Source organism: Streptomyces sp. NPDC056361 (genome assembly GCF_042262805.1).
Taxonomy (GTDB): domain Bacteria; phylum Actinomycetota; class Actinomycetes; order Streptomycetales; family Streptomycetaceae; genus Streptomyces.
Genome location: NZ_JBHJQI010000046.1, coordinates 41,214 through 57,891, shown reverse-complemented (window position 1 = coordinate 57,891; position 16,678 = coordinate 41,214). Strand labels below are relative to the sequence as shown.

Annotated in this window: 18 protein-coding genes; 5 read left to right on the top strand and 13 right to left on the bottom strand. The window is 72.7% G+C overall.

All coding sequences use genetic code 11. From position 1 onward, the window contains the following. Positions 1 to 37: 37 nt before the first annotated feature. The 9 genes from ACFCY7_RS17390 to ACFCY7_RS17350 all read right to left on the bottom strand — a co-directional run bounded on the left by ACFCY7_RS17390 (position 38) and on the right by ACFCY7_RS17350 (position 8,610). Positions 38 to 814 (bottom strand): SDR family oxidoreductase, encoded by a 777-nt coding sequence (locus ACFCY7_RS17390; RefSeq protein WP_376485809.1) that lies wholly within the window; start codon positions 812 to 814, stop codon positions 38 to 40. A 13-nt stretch (positions 815 to 827) separates the two neighbouring features. Beyond that, positions 828 to 1,898 (bottom strand): 2Fe-2S iron-sulfur cluster-binding protein, encoded by a 1,071-nt coding sequence (locus tag ACFCY7_RS17385; protein WP_376485806.1) that lies wholly within the window; start codon positions 1,896 to 1,898, stop codon positions 828 to 830. Next, entirely contained in the window at positions 1,891 to 2,331 is a 441-nt protein-coding gene (locus tag ACFCY7_RS17380) for a hypothetical protein (RefSeq protein ID WP_376485804.1), read from the bottom strand. Before ACFCY7_RS17380 ends, ACFCY7_RS17385 begins: the two co-directional genes overlap by 8 nt. Before the next feature lies 1 nt (position 2,332). Beyond that, entirely contained in the window at positions 2,333 to 3,487 is a 1,155-nt protein-coding gene (locus tag ACFCY7_RS17375; protein ID WP_376485802.1) for a Rieske 2Fe-2S domain-containing protein, read from the bottom strand. 25 nt (positions 3,488 to 3,512) lie between these two features. Continuing rightward, positions 3,513 to 4,535, bottom strand: a complete 1,023-nt coding sequence (gene dmpG, locus ACFCY7_RS17370; protein WP_376485799.1) for a 4-hydroxy-2-oxovalerate aldolase — start codon at positions 4,533 to 4,535, stop codon at positions 3,513 to 3,515. 13 nt (positions 4,536 to 4,548) lie between these two features. Next, on the bottom strand, positions 4,549 to 5,460 hold the full coding sequence (locus ACFCY7_RS17365) for an acetaldehyde dehydrogenase (acetylating) (protein WP_376485796.1): 912 nt from the start codon (positions 5,458 to 5,460) through the stop codon (positions 4,549 to 4,551). 7 nt (positions 5,461 to 5,467) lie between these two features. Continuing rightward, on the bottom strand, positions 5,468 to 6,253 hold the full coding sequence (locus ACFCY7_RS17360; protein WP_376485793.1) for a 2-keto-4-pentenoate hydratase: 786 nt from the start codon (positions 6,251 to 6,253) through the stop codon (positions 5,468 to 5,470). A gap of 623 nt (positions 6,254 to 6,876) precedes the next feature. Further along, the gene (locus tag ACFCY7_RS17355) at positions 6,877 to 7,788 is read right to left on the bottom strand and encodes an SDR family oxidoreductase (RefSeq protein ID WP_376485790.1); all 912 of its coding nucleotides are present in this window, start codon (positions 7,786 to 7,788) and stop codon (positions 6,877 to 6,879) included. A 45-nt stretch (positions 7,789 to 7,833) separates the two neighbouring features. Further along, entirely contained in the window at positions 7,834 to 8,610 is a 777-nt protein-coding gene (locus ACFCY7_RS17350) for an SDR family oxidoreductase (RefSeq protein ID WP_376485788.1), read from the bottom strand. Between the two features lie 78 nt (positions 8,611 to 8,688). Here ACFCY7_RS17350 and ACFCY7_RS17345 point away from each other — a divergent pair, with 78 nt between their 5' ends. From ACFCY7_RS17345 to ACFCY7_RS17325, 5 genes are all read left to right on the top strand, one after another. Continuing rightward, a complete protein-coding gene (locus tag ACFCY7_RS17345) occupies positions 8,689 to 9,564 on the top strand; it encodes an enoyl-CoA hydratase family protein (protein ID WP_376485786.1) in 876 nt (291 codons plus the stop codon). Then, the gene (locus ACFCY7_RS17340; protein ID WP_376485784.1) at positions 9,561 to 10,427 is read left to right on the top strand and encodes a CoA transferase subunit A; all 867 of its coding nucleotides are present in this window, start codon (positions 9,561 to 9,563) and stop codon (positions 10,425 to 10,427) included. The genes ACFCY7_RS17345 and ACFCY7_RS17340 overlap by 4 nt, the downstream gene beginning before the upstream one ends. Further along, entirely contained in the window at positions 10,424 to 11,221 is a 798-nt protein-coding gene (locus tag ACFCY7_RS17335) for a CoA-transferase subunit beta (RefSeq protein ID WP_376485782.1), read from the top strand. The genes ACFCY7_RS17340 and ACFCY7_RS17335 overlap by 4 nt, the downstream gene beginning before the upstream one ends. Continuing rightward, the gene (locus tag ACFCY7_RS17330) at positions 11,218 to 12,279 is read left to right on the top strand and encodes an NAD(P)H-dependent flavin oxidoreductase (RefSeq protein WP_376485779.1); all 1,062 of its coding nucleotides are present in this window, start codon (positions 11,218 to 11,220) and stop codon (positions 12,277 to 12,279) included. Before ACFCY7_RS17335 ends, ACFCY7_RS17330 begins: the two co-directional genes overlap by 4 nt. Positions 12,280 to 12,374: 95 nt before the next feature. Next, positions 12,375 to 12,950 (top strand): VOC family protein, encoded by a 576-nt coding sequence (locus ACFCY7_RS17325; protein WP_376485776.1) that lies wholly within the window; start codon positions 12,375 to 12,377, stop codon positions 12,948 to 12,950. Here ACFCY7_RS17325 and ACFCY7_RS17320 read toward each other — a convergent pair. Genes ACFCY7_RS17320 through ACFCY7_RS17305 form a run of 4 tightly spaced genes read right to left on the bottom strand, consistent with a single transcriptional unit; the run spans position 12,934 to position 16,671 of the window. Continuing rightward, a complete protein-coding gene (locus ACFCY7_RS17320) occupies positions 12,934 to 14,091 on the bottom strand; it encodes an acetyl-CoA C-acetyltransferase (RefSeq protein ID WP_376485773.1) in 1,158 nt (385 codons plus the stop codon). The two genes, ACFCY7_RS17325 and ACFCY7_RS17320, sit on opposite strands and share 17 nt — an antisense overlap. 2 nt (positions 14,092 to 14,093) lie before the next feature. Next, positions 14,094 to 14,717 (bottom strand): TetR/AcrR family transcriptional regulator, encoded by a 624-nt coding sequence (locus ACFCY7_RS17315; RefSeq protein ID WP_376485771.1) that lies wholly within the window; start codon positions 14,715 to 14,717, stop codon positions 14,094 to 14,096. After that, a complete protein-coding gene (locus ACFCY7_RS17310) occupies positions 14,714 to 15,508 on the bottom strand; it encodes an SDR family oxidoreductase (protein ID WP_376485769.1) in 795 nt (264 codons plus the stop codon). Before ACFCY7_RS17310 ends, ACFCY7_RS17315 begins: the two co-directional genes overlap by 4 nt. Continuing rightward, positions 15,505 to 16,671, bottom strand: a complete 1,167-nt coding sequence (locus ACFCY7_RS17305; RefSeq protein ID WP_376485767.1) for an acyl-CoA dehydrogenase family protein — start codon at positions 16,669 to 16,671, stop codon at positions 15,505 to 15,507. Before ACFCY7_RS17305 ends, ACFCY7_RS17310 begins: the two co-directional genes overlap by 4 nt. Positions 16,672 to 16,678 lie beyond the last annotated feature (7 nt).

Below are 16,678 nucleotides of genomic sequence, written 5' to 3'. Positions count from 1 at the left end.
GGTCAGGTCCGCCGCCCCTCCCCTGTTCGTACGTTCGTCACCAGGTGCGGTCGCCGCGGAGGACCGCGTCGGCGCCGCCGTCGGCGAAGACGACCTGGCCGGTCACCAGGGTGTTCTCGGGCGAGGCCAGCCAGGCGATCAGCGGGGCGATCTGCTCGGGACGGGCATGGCCGTGCAGCGGCATCGGGACGCTCCGCTCGACGAGTCCCCGCATCTCCGGGTCGTCGAGCAGGGGCCGGGTGAGGGGCGTGACGACCACGCCCGGCGCCACGGCGTTCAGCGGGACGCCCGCACCGGCCCACGCGTCGGTCGGCGCGGCGCGGCGGACCCAGCGCGAGATCGACGCCTTGGAGGAGGAGTAGACGAGGTGCCCCTCGCCGCGGTCGACGGCCGCGCGTGCGGCAGCTGTCGCCGCGTCCTCGTCCCCGGCGAGCGCGGCGTCCACGATCGCGGGGTCGGTCGGGTGGACGGAGTCGACGGATCCGACGACCACCGCCCGGGGATCGGTGCCGGCCGCGAGAAGCGGGCGCAGGCCGTCGAGGGTGGCGACGGCGCCGAAGTGGTTGACGCGGACCGTGAGCGGATCGAAGTGGGCGATGCCGGCGCAGGAGACGACCGCGTCGAGGCGCCCGCCGGTCAGCTCGCGGGCCCGGACGACGAGTTCGGTCCGGCCCTCGGCGGTGGACAGGTCGGCGCGGATGTCGCCCTCGGCGAGGTCGGCGCCGATGACGGTGTGGCCGCGCCGGCGCAGGAGGGCGGCGGTGGCCTTGCCGATGCCGGAGGCGGCTCCGGTGACCAGGCAGGTTCGGGGCATGGTGGGTTCCTCGTCAGGAGTAGGTGATCTCGACCCGGTCGGTGAGGGGCAGGGCCTGGCAGGCCAGGACGTACCCGTCGGCGACGTCCCGGTCGTCCAGGACGTCGTTGCGGAGCATCTCGACCTCGCCTGCCACGACCCGGCAGGTGCAGGCGCTGCAGGCGCCCTCGCGGCAGGAGTACGGGGCGTCCACGCCCGCGGCCAGGAGCACGTCGAGCAGGAGTGCCGTCGGGGGCCAGGCGAGGGTGTGCGTCTCGCCGTCGAGCTCGACCTCGGCCGTGCCGCCACCGACCTCGGCGGTGCCCCCGCCGACGGAGGCCGCCGTGGCCGACGGCACCGCCGGAGCGGCGAAGACGTCGGCGCCCAGGGAGAAGAACCGTTCCCGGTGGATCCGGTCACCGGGCGCGCCCAGCGTGCGCAGGGCCTGTTCGACGGCGTCCATGAGCGGCTGCGGGCCGCACACGAACGCCTCGCGGTCGGCGTACGGCGCCAGCGCGGCGGCCAGCCGGTCCACCGAGGGCAGTCCCTGGAGGGACTCCAGCCAGTGGACCACGAGCAGCCGGTGCGGGTGGTCCTGGGCCAGCGCCCTCAGTTCGTCCCGGAAGACCACCGAGGACTCGTCGCGGTTGGCGTACAGCAGCACCACCCTGGCGCGGCCCGCGGTCAGGGCGGACTTGGCGATCGAGAGGACCGGGGTGATGCCGCTCCCGCCCGCGACGAGCAGCAGGTCGCCGTCGAGGGAGTCCGGGGTGAAGGTGCCCGCCGGCGGCAGCACCTCCAGCTCGTCCCCGGCAGCAAGCCGGTCGCAGACCCAGTTGGACCCGTACCCGCCGGCGACCCGTTTGACGGTGATCCTCAGGGGCTCCCCCGTGTGGGGCGAACTGGCGAGGGAGTAGCAGCGGGCCGCCGGCCTGCCGTCCGCGCCGGGCAGCTTCAACGTGAGGAACTGCCCGGGGCGGTACGCGAAGCGGTGCACGCTCTCCGGTGGCGGCTGGAGCACCAGGGAGTGCGCGTCGGCCGTCTCGGCGATGACCTCGACGACGCGCAGCCGGTGGGCGCGGGCCCCGGTCGTGGGCTCAGGCATCGACGGCCTCCGGGGTGTCGGCGCCCGGAGTGCCGAGTCCCTGGGTGCCGGCACGCGGGATGCCGAGCCCCTGGGCGCCGGCGCGCGGGTTGTCGGCTCCCTGAATGTCGTACCCCGGGGTGCCGACTCCCTGGACGCCGTGCCCCGGGCCCGGATTGGCGGCTCCCTGGGTGCCGTGTCCCGATGAGTCCTCCGAGGAGCCGGGGTCGAGGGTGCCGAGCGTGAGGGTCCCGTCCGCGACCGCGCGGTCGATGCTCGCGCGCAGGGCCCGGCAGGTGCGCATCCGGGCGGTGGTCACGCCGGGGCGCACCCGGTCGCGGAACTCCGCGCAGGCGACGGCCGCGTCGGCCGTCCACTGCACGGAGGTGTGGGCGACGCTGAACTTCTCGCACAGGACCTGGTTGCCGCAGGCCGCGCACTCCACCGCTCGCACGTCAGGCTCCGGCTTCCGTCTCCGCCGCGCGGCGCGCGAGGTTCTCCTCGACCTCGGCGCGCCATGCCGTGTTGGCGCGCAGGGTGTCGATCTCGAACTCGAAGCGGCGGGTCATCTCGTCCTTGACGTCGGCGACGTCGACGTAGAACTGCTCGTACCAACGGCGCAGTTGGTAGACCGGGCCGTCCTCCTCGGTGAGGAGGGGGTTGTCGATGCGGGTCTTGTTCCGCCAGATCTCCACGTCCTGCTCGAAGCCGACGGTGGCGCCCTCCGCGGTGAGGCGCGCGGCCTCCGCGGCCTGCTCGTCCGTCATCCCTGGCAGCCGCTTCACGATCGCCCCGTACTGGAGCAGGAAGCTGTTCTCGTCGATCGGGTAGTGGCAGTTGATGAGGACGATCTCCATCTCCGCGCCGCCGCCGACGTCGCTGTAGAGCCGGTCGATCATGTAGGAGGGGCCGAAGTAGGAGGCGTCGGAGCGCAGGCGGCCCGAGCTGAGGGTGCCGAGTTCCATGTCCCCGCGGGGGCTGCTCTCCATGTACTGGGTGGCGACGTGGCCGTCGAAGACGTTCTTGAAGTACTCCGGGAACGCGTAGTGGACGTAGTAGAAGTGCGCCATGTCGACGACGTTGTCCACGATCTCGCGGCAGTTGGCGCCCTCGACCCGGAGCGTCTTCCAGGTCCAGTCGCTCCACTGGTCGGCGTCGGGGCCGTGGACGCCCGCGATCTCGGGAACGGTCACCTCGGGGGGCGGCGGGTTGCCCTCCGGGTCGTGCCAGACGAAGAGCTGCCGGTTCCGCTCCAGGGAGATCCAGGCGCGGGTCCTGGCCCGCGGGGGGACCCGGCGGGCGTACGGGATGCCGGCGCAGCGGCCGTCGCCCGACCAGCGCCAGTCGTGGAAGGGGCAGGCGACGGCGTCGCCCTTGACCGTGCCCTGGGCGAGGTTGCCGCCCATGTGGGGGCAGTAGGCGTTCAGGACGTGGAGGGTCCCGTCGTCCTGCCCCTGGAAGACCACCAGCTTGGTGCCGAAGGCCTCGATCTCGTGCGGCTCTCCGTCCTTGAAGCCGTCGGCGAGGCCGAGGCAGTGCCAGCCCCGGGCGAAGCGCGCCGGCGGCCGGCCGGTCTCGATGACCCGGACCTCGTCGTTGAGAGCAGTCATCTCGTCCCTCCTGGATTCTGTCGGTTCAGTGCCGTGCGGCGAGTTCGACGGCGATGTCGATGAGCTGGTCCTCCTGGCCGCCGACCAGGCGGCGTTCGCCCGCGCGCAGGAGGATCTCGGCGCCGGAGACGCCGTAGCGCTCGGCCTGCCGGTAGGCGTGCTTGAGGAAGCTGGAGTAGACGCCGGCGTGGCCCATGAGCAGGGCGAGCCGGTCGAGCCGGCACTCGTCGTCCATGACGGGGCGGACCACGTCCTCGGCCGCGTCGATGATCCTCAGCACGTCGACGCCGGTACGGATGCCCATCTTGGCGCAGACGGCGACGAGCGCCTCGACGGCGGTGTTGCCCGCGCCCGCGCCGAGCCGGCGGGTCGATCCGTCGATCTGCAGGGCCCCGGCCCTGATCGCGGCGATGGAGTTGCCGGTGCCGAGGGCCAGGTTCTCGTGTCCGTGGAAGCCGACCTGCGCGTCGTCGCCGAGCTCGGACACCAGGGCCTCGACGCGGGCGGTGACGTCGTCCATGACCATGGCTCCGGCGGAGTCGACCACGTACACGCACTGGCAGCCCGCGTCGGCCATGACACGGCCCTGCCGCGCCAGCTCCTCGGGTGTCGTGGAGTGGGCCATCATCAGGAATCCGACGGTCTCAAGGCCCCTCTCCCGGGCGAGCCCGAAGTGCTGGTCCGCGATGTCCGCCTCGGTGCAGTGGGTGGCGATGCGGCAGATGCCCGCCCCGTTGTCGTGGGCGGCCCGGATGTCGTCCTTGACGCCGAGCCCGGGCAGCATCAGGAAGGCGATCCTCGCCCGCCGCGCGGTCTCCACCGCGACCTTGATCAGCTCCTGCTCCGGTGTCGCGGAGAAGCCGTAGTTGAACGAGGACCCACCGAGCCCGTCGCCGTGCGACACCTCGATCACCGGGACACCGGCGTCGTCGAGGGCCGCGACGACGGACCGTACGTCGTCCGTGGTGAACCGGTGCCGCTTGGCATGGGACCCGTCACGGAGCGACGAGTCGGTGATCCGGATGTCGAGCGTGTCCGAGTAGGGCATGGCAACGTGCTCCTTACGCGCCCGGGGCGAGGATCGCCTTGGCGAACTCCTCGCCGACCTTGGTGGCGGCGGCGGTCATGATGTCGAGGTTTCCGGCGTAGGGCGGCAGGTAGTCGCCCGCGCCCTCCACCTCCAGGAAGATCGCGACCCGCGCCATCCCGCCGTTCTCGGGGCTCGGGTCGTCGAACTGCGGCTCGGCGCGCAGTCGGTAGCCGGGCACGTACGCGGCGACCTGGTCCGCGACCTCCTTGACGGAGAGGGCGATGGCGGCCCGGTCGGCGTCTTCGGGGATCGCGCAGAACACGGTGTCCCGCATGATGACGGGCGGCTCGGCCGGGTTCAGGATGATGATGGCCTTGCCGCGTGCCGCGCCGCCGATGGTCTCGATGCCGCGCGAGGTGGTGCGGGTGAACTCGTCGATGTTCGCGCGGGTCCCGGGTCCGGCCGACACGGACGCCACCGAGGCGACGATCTCCGCGTACGCCACGGGGACGACCCGCGAGACCGCGTACACCATGGGGATGGTGGCCTGCCCGCCACAGGTGATCATGTTGACGTTGGGTCGGTCGAGGTGCTCGCGGAGATTCGCGGGCGGCACGACGGCGGGGCCCACGGCCGCCGGCGTCAGGTCGACCGCCTTGATGCCGAGTTCCGCGTAGCGCGGGGCGTTGGCCCGGTGGACGTACGCGCTGGTCGCCTCGAAGACGATGTCGGGCTTCTCGTCCTGGGCGAGCAGCCGGTCGACGCCTTCGTGACTGGCCTCCAGGCCCGCCCGGGAGGCGCGGGCGAGCCCTTCGCTCTCGGGGTCGACGCCGATCATCCAGCGGGGCTCGACGTGCTCGGAACGCAGCAGCTTGTACAGCAGGTCGGTGCCGATGTTTCCGGACCCGACGATCGCCGCGGTCGCCTTTGACTTCATGGTCATCATCACCTCAGATGAACGAGAGCGAGACCGGGCCCAGCCCGGTGAACTCGGCGGTGAACGTCCCCCCGGCCGCCACGTCGACGGCCCGCGTGCACGAACCCGGCAGCACCACATGGCCCTTCCTCAAAGCCACGCCGAACCGCGCGACCGTACGGGCCAGCCACGCCACGGAACGCGTCGGGTCACCGAGCACGGCGTCACTCCGGCCCTCCGCGAGAAGCTCCCCGCCACCACCGGTCAGCCGGGCGTCGATCGCCCTCAGGTCGAGCTCCCGCGGGTCCCGGCCCTCGCCGATCACGTATCCGGCGGACGACGCGTTGTCCGCGATCGTGTCGGCGATGCCGATCCGCCAGTCCCGGATCCTGCTGTCGATCAACTCCAGTGCCGGCACCACACGTTCCGTCGCCGCCAGCACGTCCGCCGGCGTACACCCCTCCCCCGGAAGATCCCCACCCAGCACGAACCCGACCTCGACCTCGACGCGCGGCTGACAGAACCGCGCAGCCCTGACCGGCACCTCCTGCCGCAGCTCCATGCCCCCGAGCAGATGCCCGTAGTCCGGCTCCCCCACCCCCATCAACCGCTGCATCACCACCGACGCCAGCCCGACCTTGTGCCCCCGCACCTCCTCCCCCGCCGCCACCCTGCGCCGGACATTCACCAGCTGTATCTCGTACGCGTCCTCCGCATCGATCCCGGGGAACACCTCGCTCAGCGGGGCGATCGGCCGCACGGCGTGCTCTGCGGAGCGCAGAAGCTCGGCCGCCTCTCCTCGTTGACGGTCGGTGAGCATGACGGTGCCTCCTGGGGTTGGGGTTGGGGGTTGGGGGTTGGGGGTTCGGGTTGTTCGGCGAGGCTAGGTGGGGGGCGGGGGTAGCCGGGAGCGCGCGTTCCCGGTGAGCGGGAAAGGGGGCGGTGCGGGGTGGCGAGTGGAGGTCGGGACCGCGGGCTCCGCCTGCCGGCGGGTGGGCCCGGCCCGCACCACCCGCCTCGTACGGGCCGCGCCCGCCACCGTCCCCGCCCACGCCTCGTGGGGGCTGTGCCTGCCGCCGCCCGCGCCCGCGTGTCTGGCGGCCGCCGCCCACCCCCGTGTGGGCAATCGTCCCGCAGGGCGGGACGGGTGGGCATACGGGACGGCGCCCTCGGCAGCGCCTCGCCCCCTTGCACCTACCCGCACCCATACGGCGTCGCACAACGGTGTGCGGGTTCAGGCGCGGAAGCCTAGGCCCGGCAGGGGGCGCCGTCCGTTGTGCCCACCCGTTCCGCCCCAGCGGAACGATTGCCCACAACGGGCGAGGCGCGGGCTCGCAACGCAGGGCGCGGGCGCCCAGGTGGGGTGCGGGCCCGCCAGGCAAGGCGCGCGGGCCGTAGGAGAGGGCGCGGGCCCGCAGGGTGGGGACGGGGGTGGGAGAGGGGTCAGTGGGTGCCGTAGGCGGGGTGGGGGGGTTCGGAGGCGGCGAGGAGTTCGAGGGTGGCTTCGCCGGCTTCGGTGGGGGTCCAGCGGGCGCCTTTGTCGGCGGTGGGGCCGGGGCGCCAGCCGTGCATGACGGTGATGCGGCCGGCTTCGGTCTCGAAGACGCGGCCGGTGACGCCGGCGGAGGCGGTGGAGCCGAGCCAGACGACGAGGGGGGAGACGTTCTCGGGGGCCATGGCGTCGAAGGCGTCGCCGGTGGGGGCGGCCATGGTGTCGGCGAAGGTGCGTTCGGTCATGCGGGTGCGGGCGGCGGGGGCGATGGCGTTGATCTGGACGCCGTAGCGGGCGGTTTCGGCGGCGGCGACGAGGGTGAGGCCGATGATGCCGGCTTTGGCGGCGGAGTAGTTGCCCTGGCCGACGCTGCCGAGGAGGCCGGCGCCGGAGCTGGTGTTGATCACGCGTGCCTCGGGGGTGCGTCCCGCTTTGGTTTCCGCGCGCCAGTGGGCGGTGGCGTGCTTGAGGGGGAGGAAGTGGCCTTTGAGGTGGACGCGCATGACGGCGTCCCAGTCGTCCTCGTCGAGGTTGACGAGCATGCGGTCGCGGAGGAAGCCGGCGTTGTTGACGAGGGTGTCGAGGCGGCCGAAGGTGTCGAGGGCCGTGGCGATGAGGGAGGCGGCGCCGTCGGTGGTGGCGATGTCGGCGCCGTGGGCGACGGCTTCGCCGCCGGAGGCGGTGATCTCGTCGACGACCTGCTGGGCGGGTCCCGTGCCGCTTCCGGTGCCGTCGAGGCCGACGCCGAGGTCGTTGACGACGACCTTGGCGCCCTCGGCGGCGAAGGCGAGGGCGTGTGCGCGGCCGAGTCCGCGGCCGGCTCCGGTGACGATGACGACGCGTCCGGTGCAGAGTCCTGTCATGGTGGGTGCCTTTCGGGCGGGTGGTGGGTTCGGTGGGTGGCGGGTTCAGCGGTTGACCGTTGCGGCGTCCAGGAAGGCGGGGCGTTCGCCGCCTCCGTGGACGAGCAGGCTGGCGCCGGTGATGTAGGCGGCGTGGTCGGAGGCGAGGAAGACGCAGGCGTCGCCGATGTCGGAGGGTTCGGCGAGCCGGTCGAGCGGCACGGTGCGGGCGACGGCGGCGATGCCGTCCTCGTCGCCGTAGTGGAGGTGGGACAGTTCGGTGCGGACCATGCCGAGGACGAGCGTGTTGACGCGTACGCGGGGCGCCCATTCCACGGCCATGGTGCGGGCGAGGTTGTCCAGGCCCGCTTTGGCGGCTCCGTAGGCGGCGCTGCCGGGTGAGGGGCGGGTGCCGCTGACGCTGCCGATCATGATGACGGCTCCTCCCCCGGGTTGATGCCGCATCACCTCGTACGCGGCGAGGGAGGCGGTGAGGGGGGCGACGAGGTTCAGTTCGACGACCCTGGCCTGTTGTGCGGCTCCGCCTTCGGCGAGCATGCGGAAGGGTGTTCCTCCGGCGTTGTTGACCAGGAGGTCCAGTCTTCCGTGGTCGTCGCGGACGCGGTCGAAGAAGTCGGCGACGGCGGCGGGGTCGCGGAGGTCGACGGGGAGGAAGCGGGCGGTGCGACCGGCTGCCTCGATGGGTTGGTCGGGGGGCCTTCGGGCGCAGGTGACGACCTCCGCGCCGGCTTCGAGCAGGGCTGTGGTGATCCCGGCGCCGACGCCCCGTGTGCCGCCGGTGACGACGGCGACGGATCCCGACAGATCGATGGTGACTGCCAATGGACACCTCCCGCAGCGCGCGAACCGCTGCTATCTTCCACCTAACAAACGTTTGGTGGAAAGGTAGCTGATCTGGTCATGGGTGTCTCCACCTCCGCCCCGGACAAGGGCATCGCCGTCGTCACCGTCGACTTCCCACCGGTCAACGCCCTGCCCGTACGGGGCTGGTACGACCTCGCCGCGGCGGTGCGCGCCGCGGGAGCCGATCCCGAGGTGCGCTGCGTCGTGCTCACCGCGGAGGGCCGCGGCTTCAACGCCGGGGTCGACATCAAGGAGATCCAGCGCACGGCCGGGCACGACGCCCTCCTGGGCGCCAACCGCGGCTGCTACGAGGCCTTCGCCGCCGTCTACGACTGCGAGGTGCCGGTGATCGCCGCCGTGCACGGCTTCTGCCTCGGCGGCGGCATCGGCCTGGTCGGCAACGCCGACGTGGTCGTCGCGTCCGACGACGCCACCTTCGGCCTGCCCGAGCTGGACCGCGGCGCGCTCGGCGCGGCCACGCACCTGGCCCGGCTGGTCCCCCAGCAGTTGATGCGGGCCCTGTACTACACCTCGCGCACGGTCACCGCCGAGGAACTGCACCGGCACGGCTCGGTCTGGCGGGTCGTCCCGCGCGAACGGCTGCTCGACGCGGCGCTGGAGCTGGCCCGGGAGATCGCCGCCAAGGACGGACAGCTGATCCGGCTCGCCAAGGCGGCGATCAACGGCATCGATCCGGTGGACGTCCGCCGCAGCTACCGCTTCGAGCAGGGCTTCACCTTCGAGGCCAACCTCAGCGGCGTCGCCGACCGGGTCCGCGACGCGTTCGGCAAGGACGGCGCGGTCGGAAAGGACGGTGCGGTCGGCAAGAGCGGCGAGAGCGGCACGGTCGACGGCAGCGGCGCGGTCGGCCGGAGCGGTTTCACGGCCCGCGAGGGCGTCACCTCCGACACGGACGAGGAGCAGCAGTCATGAGCAGGGACAAGACGATGACCGCCGAGGAGGTCGTGGGCCGGCTCCGGAGCGGGATGACGATCGGCATCGGCGGCTGGGGATCCCGGCGCAAGCCGATGGCACTGGTGCGGGCGCTGCTGCGGTCGGACGTCACCGATCTGACCGTGGTCTCGTACGGCGGCCCGGACGTCGGGCTCCTCGCCGCGGCCGGGAAGATCCGCAAGCTGGTCGCGGCGTTCGCCACGCTCGACTCCGTGCCCCTGGAGCCGCACTTCTGCGCGGCCCGGCAGCGCGGCGACTTCGAGCTGATGGAGCTGGACGAGGCCATGGTCATGTGGGGGCTCACCGCCGCCGTGCACCGGCTGCCCTTCATGCCCATCCGGGCCGGGATCGCCTCGGACGTGATGAGCGTCAACCCGTCGCTGCGGACGGTCACGTCTCCGTACGGGGACCGCGAGGAGCTCGTCGCCGTGCCCGCGCTGCGCCTGGACGCCGCGCTGGTCCACCTCAACCGCGCCGACGCGCACGGCAACGGCCAGTACCTGGGCCCCGACCCGTACTTCGACGACCTGTTCTGCGAGGCCGCCGACACCGCGTACGTCTCCTGCGAGCGGATCGTGGAGACCTCCGAACTGCTGAAGGACGCGGGACCGCAGTCGCTGCTGCTCAAGCGGGCGTTCGTCGACGGGGTCGTCGAGACGCCGAACGGCGCGCACTTCACCTCCTGCGCGCCCGACTACGCCCGCGACGAGGCCTTCCAGCGGGCGTACGCGAAGGCGGCCAAGGACCCGGAGGAGTGGCGGGCCTTCACCGCCCGGTTCCTGTCCGGCGACGAGGACGCCTACCAGGCCGCGGTCGCGGCGTTCCACGAGGAGGAAGCATGAGCGGCACCGGCACCGGCACCGGCACTGGCACTGGCACTGGCACGACGGCGACGCGGGCCGAGTACTGCGTCGTCGCCTGCGCCGAGGCGTGGCGCGCCGCGGGCGAGGTCCTGGCCAGCCCGATGGGCACCGTCCCGATGATCGGCGCCCGCCTCGCGAGGCTCACGTTCTCCCCCGATCTGCTGCTGACCGACGGCGAGGCGCTGCTCTGCGCCGACGTGCCCGCCGTCGGCGGCGCGCCCCGGGTCGTGGAGGGCTGGCTGCCGTACCGCCAGCACCTGGCCCTGGTCACCACCGGGCGCCGGCACGTGATGATGGGCGCGAGCCAGATCGACCGGTACGGCAACCAGAACATCAGCTGCGTGGGCGACTGGGAGCGGCCGACGCGACAGCTCCTCGGCGTGCGGGGAGCGCCGGTCAACACCCTGAACAACCCGACGAGTTACTGGGTCCCCAGGCACTCGGCGCGGGTCTTCGTCGAGCGGGTCGACATGGTGTCCGGCGTCGGTTACGACCGGGCCGCCGCGGCCGGCCCGACCTCGGCCCGCTACCACCGCGTCCCCGAAGTCATCAGCGACCTGGGGGTCTTCGACTTCGAGACCCCGGACCGCACCATGCGGCTGCGCTCGCTGCACCCCGGCGTCACCGTCGAGCAGGTCGCGGAGGCGACCGGATTCGCGCTGACCGTGCCCGCCGAGGTGCCGTACACCCGCGAGCCGACCGTCGAGGAACTGCGCCTGATCCGCGAGGAGATCGACCCGAAGGGGCTGCGCGACCGCGAGGTGCGCGCATGAGCGACGTCACGATCGCCACCCGTCTCACCGAACTCGTCGGGGTGCGGCACCCCGTCGTCCAGACCGGCATGGGGTGGGTGGCGGGCCCCCGCCTGGTCTCGGCGACCGCGAACGCCGGCGCGCTCGGCATCCTGGCGTCGGCGACGATGACCGTCGAACAGCTCCGGTCCGCGGTGCGCGAGGTCAAGTCCCGTACGGACGCGCCGTTCGGTGTGAATCTGCGGGCGGATGCCGGGGACGCGGCCGAACGCGTGCGCATCGTCGTCGACGAGGGCGTGCGGGTCGCCTCCTTCGCGCTCGCGCCGTCCCGCGAGCTGATCGCGCGGCTCAAGGACGCGGGGGTGGTCGTCATCCCCTCGGTCGGAGCCCGACGGCACGCCGAGAAGGTCGCGGCGTGGGGCGCCGACGCGGTGATCGTGCAGGGCGGGGAGGGCGGCGGCCACACCGGCAGCGTCGCCACCACCGTGCTGCTCCCGCAGGTCGTGGACGCCGTGGACATCCCGGTCGTCGCGGCCGGCGGCTTCCACGACGGGCGCGGCCTGGTAGCGGCACTGGCCTACGGCGCGGCCGGGATCGGGATGGGCACGCGTTTCCTGCTCACCTCCGACAGCACCGTCCCCGACGCGGTGAAGGCCCGCTATCTCGCGGCGACGGTGAAGGACGTCACCGTCACCACGAAGGTGGACGGTCTGCCGCACCGGATGCTGCGCACGGAGCTCGTCGACGCCCTGGAGCGATCGGGCCGGGCCTCCTCGCTGCTGCGGGCCGTCCGGCACGCGTCGGCCTTCCGGCGCGAGTCCGGCATGACCTGGGCGGCGATGGTCCGTGACGGGCTGGCGATGAAGCACGGCAAGGACCTCACGTGGAGCCAGGTCATCCTGGCCGCCAACACCCCCATGCTGCTCAAGGCGTCCATGGTGGACGGCCGGACGGACCTCGGCGTGATGGCCTCCGGGCAGGTCGCGGGGGTGATCGAGGACCTGCCGTCGTGCGCCGAACTCGTCGACCGCCTCATGGCCGAGGCGCGGGCCGCACTCGACGCCCTTCCCGCCGGCTGACCCCGCCCCGCTCCATCGACCGCGTCCCACGGTTCCGCCGGGGTGAAGGCACCCCGGCGGGCTTCTGCCATGCTCGCCTTGCCCTGCTCTCCGCCATGAAACGGACCCACGCCATGCCCATCCAGCGGCTGAACCACGCCGTGCTCTTCGTCTCCGACCTGGAGCGCAGCCTCGCCTTCTACCGCGACGTCCTCGGATTCCGTCCGCTGCCGCAGGCGTTCCCGGGGGCGGCCTTCCTCCAGGCGGCGGGGTCGGCCAACGACCACGACCTGGGGCTGTTCCAGTCCCCCGAGCCGGGTTCCGGGCAGCGCGCCGGGCGGGTCGGCCTGTACCACCTGGCGTGGGAGGTGGACACCCTGGCGGAGCTGGGGCGGATGCGGACGCGGCTCGCGGAGGCCGGGGCCCTGACGGGGGCGAGCAACCACGCCTCCACCAAAGCCCTCTACGCCCGCGACCCGGACGGCATCGAGTTCGAGGTCTGCTGGCTGGTGCCCGACGGCGCGGTGGTCGAGGAGCTGACGACGATGACCTCCCCCACGCTCCCCCTGGACATCGAGGCGGAGATCGAGCGGTACGGTGCGGAGACCCCGGGAGGCCCCCGCACCGATCACGCGGTGTGGCGGCGGCTCTTCGGCCCCCGGGGCGCGGACGGCGTCACAGGCGCTCGATGATCGTCACGTTGGCCTGGCCGCCGCCCTCGCACATGGTCTGGAGGCCGTAGCGGCCGCCGGTGCGCTCCAGTTCGTGGAGCAGGGTGGTGGTGAGCTTGGTGCCGGTCGCGCCGAGCGGATGGCCGAGGGCGATGGCGCCGCCGTTGACGTTGACCTTCTCGGGGTCGGCGCCCGTCTCCTTCAGCCAGGCCAGGACGACGGAGGCGAAGGCCTCGTTGATCTCCACGAGGTCGATGTCGTCGAGGGTCATCCCGGCCTTCTTCAGCGCGTACGCCGTCGCCGGGATCGGCGCCGACAGCATGCGGATCGGGTCCTCGCCGCGCACCGAGAGGTGGTGGACCCGGGCCCGCGGCGTCAGACCGTGCTCCCGGACGGCGCGCTCCGAGGCGATCAGCATGGCCGAGGCCCCGTCGGAGACCTGGGAGGAGACCGCGGCGGTCAGCCGGCCGCCCTCGACCAGCGGCTTCAGGCCGGCCATCTTCTCCAGGGTGGTGTCGCGGCGCGGGCCCTCGTCGGTGGTGACGTCCCCGTACGGAACGATCTCCCGGTCGAAGCGGCCCTCGTCGATGGCGCGGGCGGCCCGCCGGTGCGAGCGCAGGGCGAACTCCTCCATGTCGCTCCGGGAGATGCCCCACTTGGCGGCGATGAGTTCGGCGCCGTGGAACTGGTTGACCGGCTGGTCGCCGTAGCGGGCGCGCCAGCCCGCGGAGCCGGCGTACGGGCCTTCGGTCAGTCCGAGCGGGTCGGCGGCCTGTCGGCTGGCGAAGGCGATGGGGATCATCGACATGTTCTGCACGCCGCCCGCCACCACGAGGTCCTGGGTGCCGGAGAGGACGCCCTGTGCGGCGAAGTGCAGGGCCTGCTGGGAGGAGCCGCACTGCCGGTCGACGGTCGTGCCGGGCACCTCCTCGGGCAGTCCGGCGGCGAGCCAGGCGGTGCGGGCTATGTCGCCGGCCTGGGGGCCGACGGTGTCGAGGCAGCCGAAGACGACGTCCTCGACGGCGGCCGGGTCGGCACCCGCGCGCTCCATCAGCTCCTTCAGCACATGGGCGCCGAGGTCGGCCGGGTGGACGGCGGACAGTCCGCCGTTCCGTCGGCCGACCGGGGTGCGTACCGCTTCGACGATGTAGGCCTCGGCCATGGTCACTCCTTGTTCGTACGGCTTTCGTGCGTCCGATGTCCGTCACGGAGGGCGACGCCCTCCAGCACCATCGACAGGTACTGGCGGGCGATCTCCTCCGGGCTGTGCTGTCCGCCCGGCCGGTACCAGGACGCGGCGACCCAGACGGTGTCGCGCACGAAGCGGTAGGTGAGCCGGACGTCGAGGTCGGTGCGGAAGACCCCGGCGGCCACGCCGCGTTCCAGGGTCCTGAGCCAGGCTTCCTCGAACCTCCGCTGCGAGCCGGCGAGATAGCCGAAGCGCGGCTGCTCGCGCAGGTGCCCGGACTCCTTCTGGTAGATGGCGACGGCGGCGCGGTGCCGGTCGATCTCCCGGAACGATTCGGTGACGAGGGCTTCCAGGGTCTCGCGGGGGCCGAGCGCCGCGGCGAGCACGGCGTCGTAGCGGGCCCACAGTTCGTCCAGGAAGGCGCGGAGGATCTCGTCGAGCATCGACTCCTTGGAGTCGAAGTGGTAGTAGAGGCTGCCCGCGAGCAGGCCGGCCGCGTCGGCGACGCGGCGGACGGTGGTGGCGTCGTACCCCTGGGCGGCGAAGACCTCGGCCGCCGTGTCCAGGATCTCGCGGCGCCGTTCCGGCGCCGGTCTCACGGGTGCTGGCTGCTGACGGAGAGGACCTCTCCCGTGAGGTACGAGGAGTACCCGCTGGCCAGGAAGACGATCACGTTGGCCACCTCCCACGGCTCCGCGTAGCGTCCGAAGGCCTCCCGGGAGGTCAGTTCCTCCAGTAGTTCCGGGGTGGTGACCTTCACCAGGTGCGGGTGCATGGCGAGGCTCGGGGAGACGGCGTTGACCCGTACGCCGTACGCGGCTGCTTCGAGGGCGGCGCAGCGGGTGAGGGCCATCACGCCGGCCTTGGCGGCGGCGTAGTGGGCCTGTCCCTTCTGGGCGCGCCAGCCGACCACCGAGGCGTTGTTGACGACGACGCCTCCGGCGCCCGCGGCCCTCATGCGGCGCAGGGCGGCGCGGGTGCAGCGGAAGGTGCCGTTCAGGGTGACGTCGAGAACCTTGTCCCACTGCTCGTCGGCCATGTCGACCAGGTCGGCCGTGCCGCCGAGGCCCGCGTTGTTGACGACGATGTCGAGGCGCCCGTGGCGCTCGGCGACGAGGTCGAACAGCGCGCCGACCTGGGCCTCGTCGGTGACGTCGCAGGGCAGGGCGGCGACCCGGTCGGCGCCGAACTCCCGGGCCAGCTCGGTCTCGGACTCCTTGAGCCGGCGGGCGTGGGCGTCGGAGAGGACGACCCGGGCGCCTTCCTCCAGGAGTCGTCTCGCGGTCGCGCCGCCGATGCCGGCGCCGGCCGCGGCGGTGACGACGGCGCTGCGGCCGGCCAGCAGGCCGTGGCCCGGTACGTAGGGCGGAGGTGTGTGCGGGGTGGTCACGGGCGGACCTCCTTGGGCAGGCCGAGGACGCGCTCGGCGATGATGTTCCGCTGGATCTCGTTGGAACCGGCGTAGATGGTGTCGGAGCGGGAGAAGAGGTAGAGCCGCTGCCAGTCGGTGAGGTCGTAGGGCTCGCCGGCGGCGAGCATGCCGTCGGCGCCGCAGACGTCCATGGCGAGTTCGCCCAGTTCCCGGTGCCAGGTGGCCCAGAAGATCTTCCCGATGGACGCCTCGGGTCCCGGGGCGCCGACCGCGGCTCCGCCGAGCATGCGGAGGGCGTTGAAGCGGATGGTCTCCAGGCCGATCCAGGCGCGGGCGAGGCGGTCGCGGATCAGCGGGTCGGCGGCGGCGCCGTTGCGCTTGGCGAGCTCGATGACGGCCTCCAGTTCGCGGCGGAAGCCGACCTGCTGGCCGAGGGTGGAGACGCCCCTCTCGAAGCCGAGGGTGGCCATGGCCACCCGCCAGCCGTCGCCGGGGGCGCCGACGATGTGGGAGGCGTGGGTGCGGGCCCCGTCGAGGAACACCTCGTTGAACTCCGAGGTGCCGGTCAGCTGGACGATCGGCCTGATCTCCACACCGGCCTGGTCCAGGGGGACGAGGAGGTAGGACAGGCCTCGGTGGCGGGTCGATCCGGGTTCGGTGCGGGCGACGACGAAGCACCAGTCGGCCTCGTGCGCGAGTGAGGTCCACACCTTCTGTCCGGTGACCGTCCACTCCGTGCCGTCGCGCTCGGCGCGGGTCCTGACGTTGGCCAGGTCGGAGCCGGCGTCCGGTTCCGAGTAGCCCTGGCACCACAGTTCCTCGACGGCGACGATCGGCGGGAGGAACCGCTCGCGCTGTGCGGGGGTGCCGAAGGCGATGAGGGTGGGTCCGAGGAGCTGTTCGCCGATGTGGCCGACGCGGGCGGGGGCGTCGGCGAGGGCGTACTCCTCGTGGAAGGCGACCTGCTGTTCGAGGGTCGCGCCGCGTCCGCCGTACTCCTTGGGCCAGCCGACGCAGGTCCACCCTTCGGCGGCCATGTGCCGCTCCCAGGCGAGGCGTTCGGCGTGTGCCTCGTGTTCGCGTCCGGGGCCGCCGCGGCCGCGCAGGGCGGCGAACTCGCCCGTGAGGTGGGACCGCAGCCAGCCGCGGACCTCTCTGCGGAACTCCTCGACGTCGCTCATGGCCGTA

Coding starts and splice junctions, on each gene's coding strand:
- ACFCY7_RS17390 (WP_376485809.1), bottom strand. CDS start 814: ATGCCCCGAACCTGCCTGGTCACCGGAGCCGCCTCCGGCATCGGCAAG.
- ACFCY7_RS17385 (WP_376485806.1), bottom strand. CDS start 1,898: ATGCCTGAGCCCACGACCGGGGCCCGCGCCCACCGGCTGCGCGTCGTC.
- ACFCY7_RS17375 (WP_376485802.1), bottom strand. CDS start 3,487: ATGACTGCTCTCAACGACGAGGTCCGGGTCATCGAGACCGGCCGGCCG.
- dmpG (WP_376485799.1), bottom strand. CDS start 4,535: ATGCCCTACTCGGACACGCTCGACATCCGGATCACCGACTCGTCGCTC.
- ACFCY7_RS17365 (WP_376485796.1), bottom strand. CDS start 5,460: ATGACCATGAAGTCAAAGGCGACCGCGGCGATCGTCGGGTCCGGAAAC.
- ACFCY7_RS17360 (WP_376485793.1), bottom strand. CDS start 6,253: ATGCTCACCGACCGTCAACGAGGAGAGGCGGCCGAGCTTCTGCGCTCC.
- ACFCY7_RS17355 (WP_376485790.1), bottom strand. CDS start 7,788: ATGACAGGACTCTGCACCGGACGCGTCGTCATCGTCACCGGAGCCGGC.
- ACFCY7_RS17345 (WP_376485786.1), top strand. CDS start 8,689: ATGGGTGTCTCCACCTCCGCCCCGGACAAGGGCATCGCCGTCGTCACC.
- ACFCY7_RS17340 (WP_376485784.1), top strand. CDS start 9,561: ATGAGCAGGGACAAGACGATGACCGCCGAGGAGGTCGTGGGCCGGCTC.
- ACFCY7_RS17335 (WP_376485782.1), top strand. CDS start 10,424: ATGAGCGGCACCGGCACCGGCACCGGCACTGGCACTGGCACTGGCACG.
- ACFCY7_RS17330 (WP_376485779.1), top strand. CDS start 11,218: ATGAGCGACGTCACGATCGCCACCCGTCTCACCGAACTCGTCGGGGTG.
- ACFCY7_RS17325 (WP_376485776.1), top strand. CDS start 12,375: ATGAAACGGACCCACGCCATGCCCATCCAGCGGCTGAACCACGCCGTG.
- ACFCY7_RS17320 (WP_376485773.1), bottom strand. CDS start 14,091: ATGGCCGAGGCCTACATCGTCGAAGCGGTACGCACCCCGGTCGGCCGA.
- ACFCY7_RS17305 (WP_376485767.1), bottom strand. CDS start 16,671: ATGAGCGACGTCGAGGAGTTCCGCAGAGAGGTCCGCGGCTGGCTGCGG.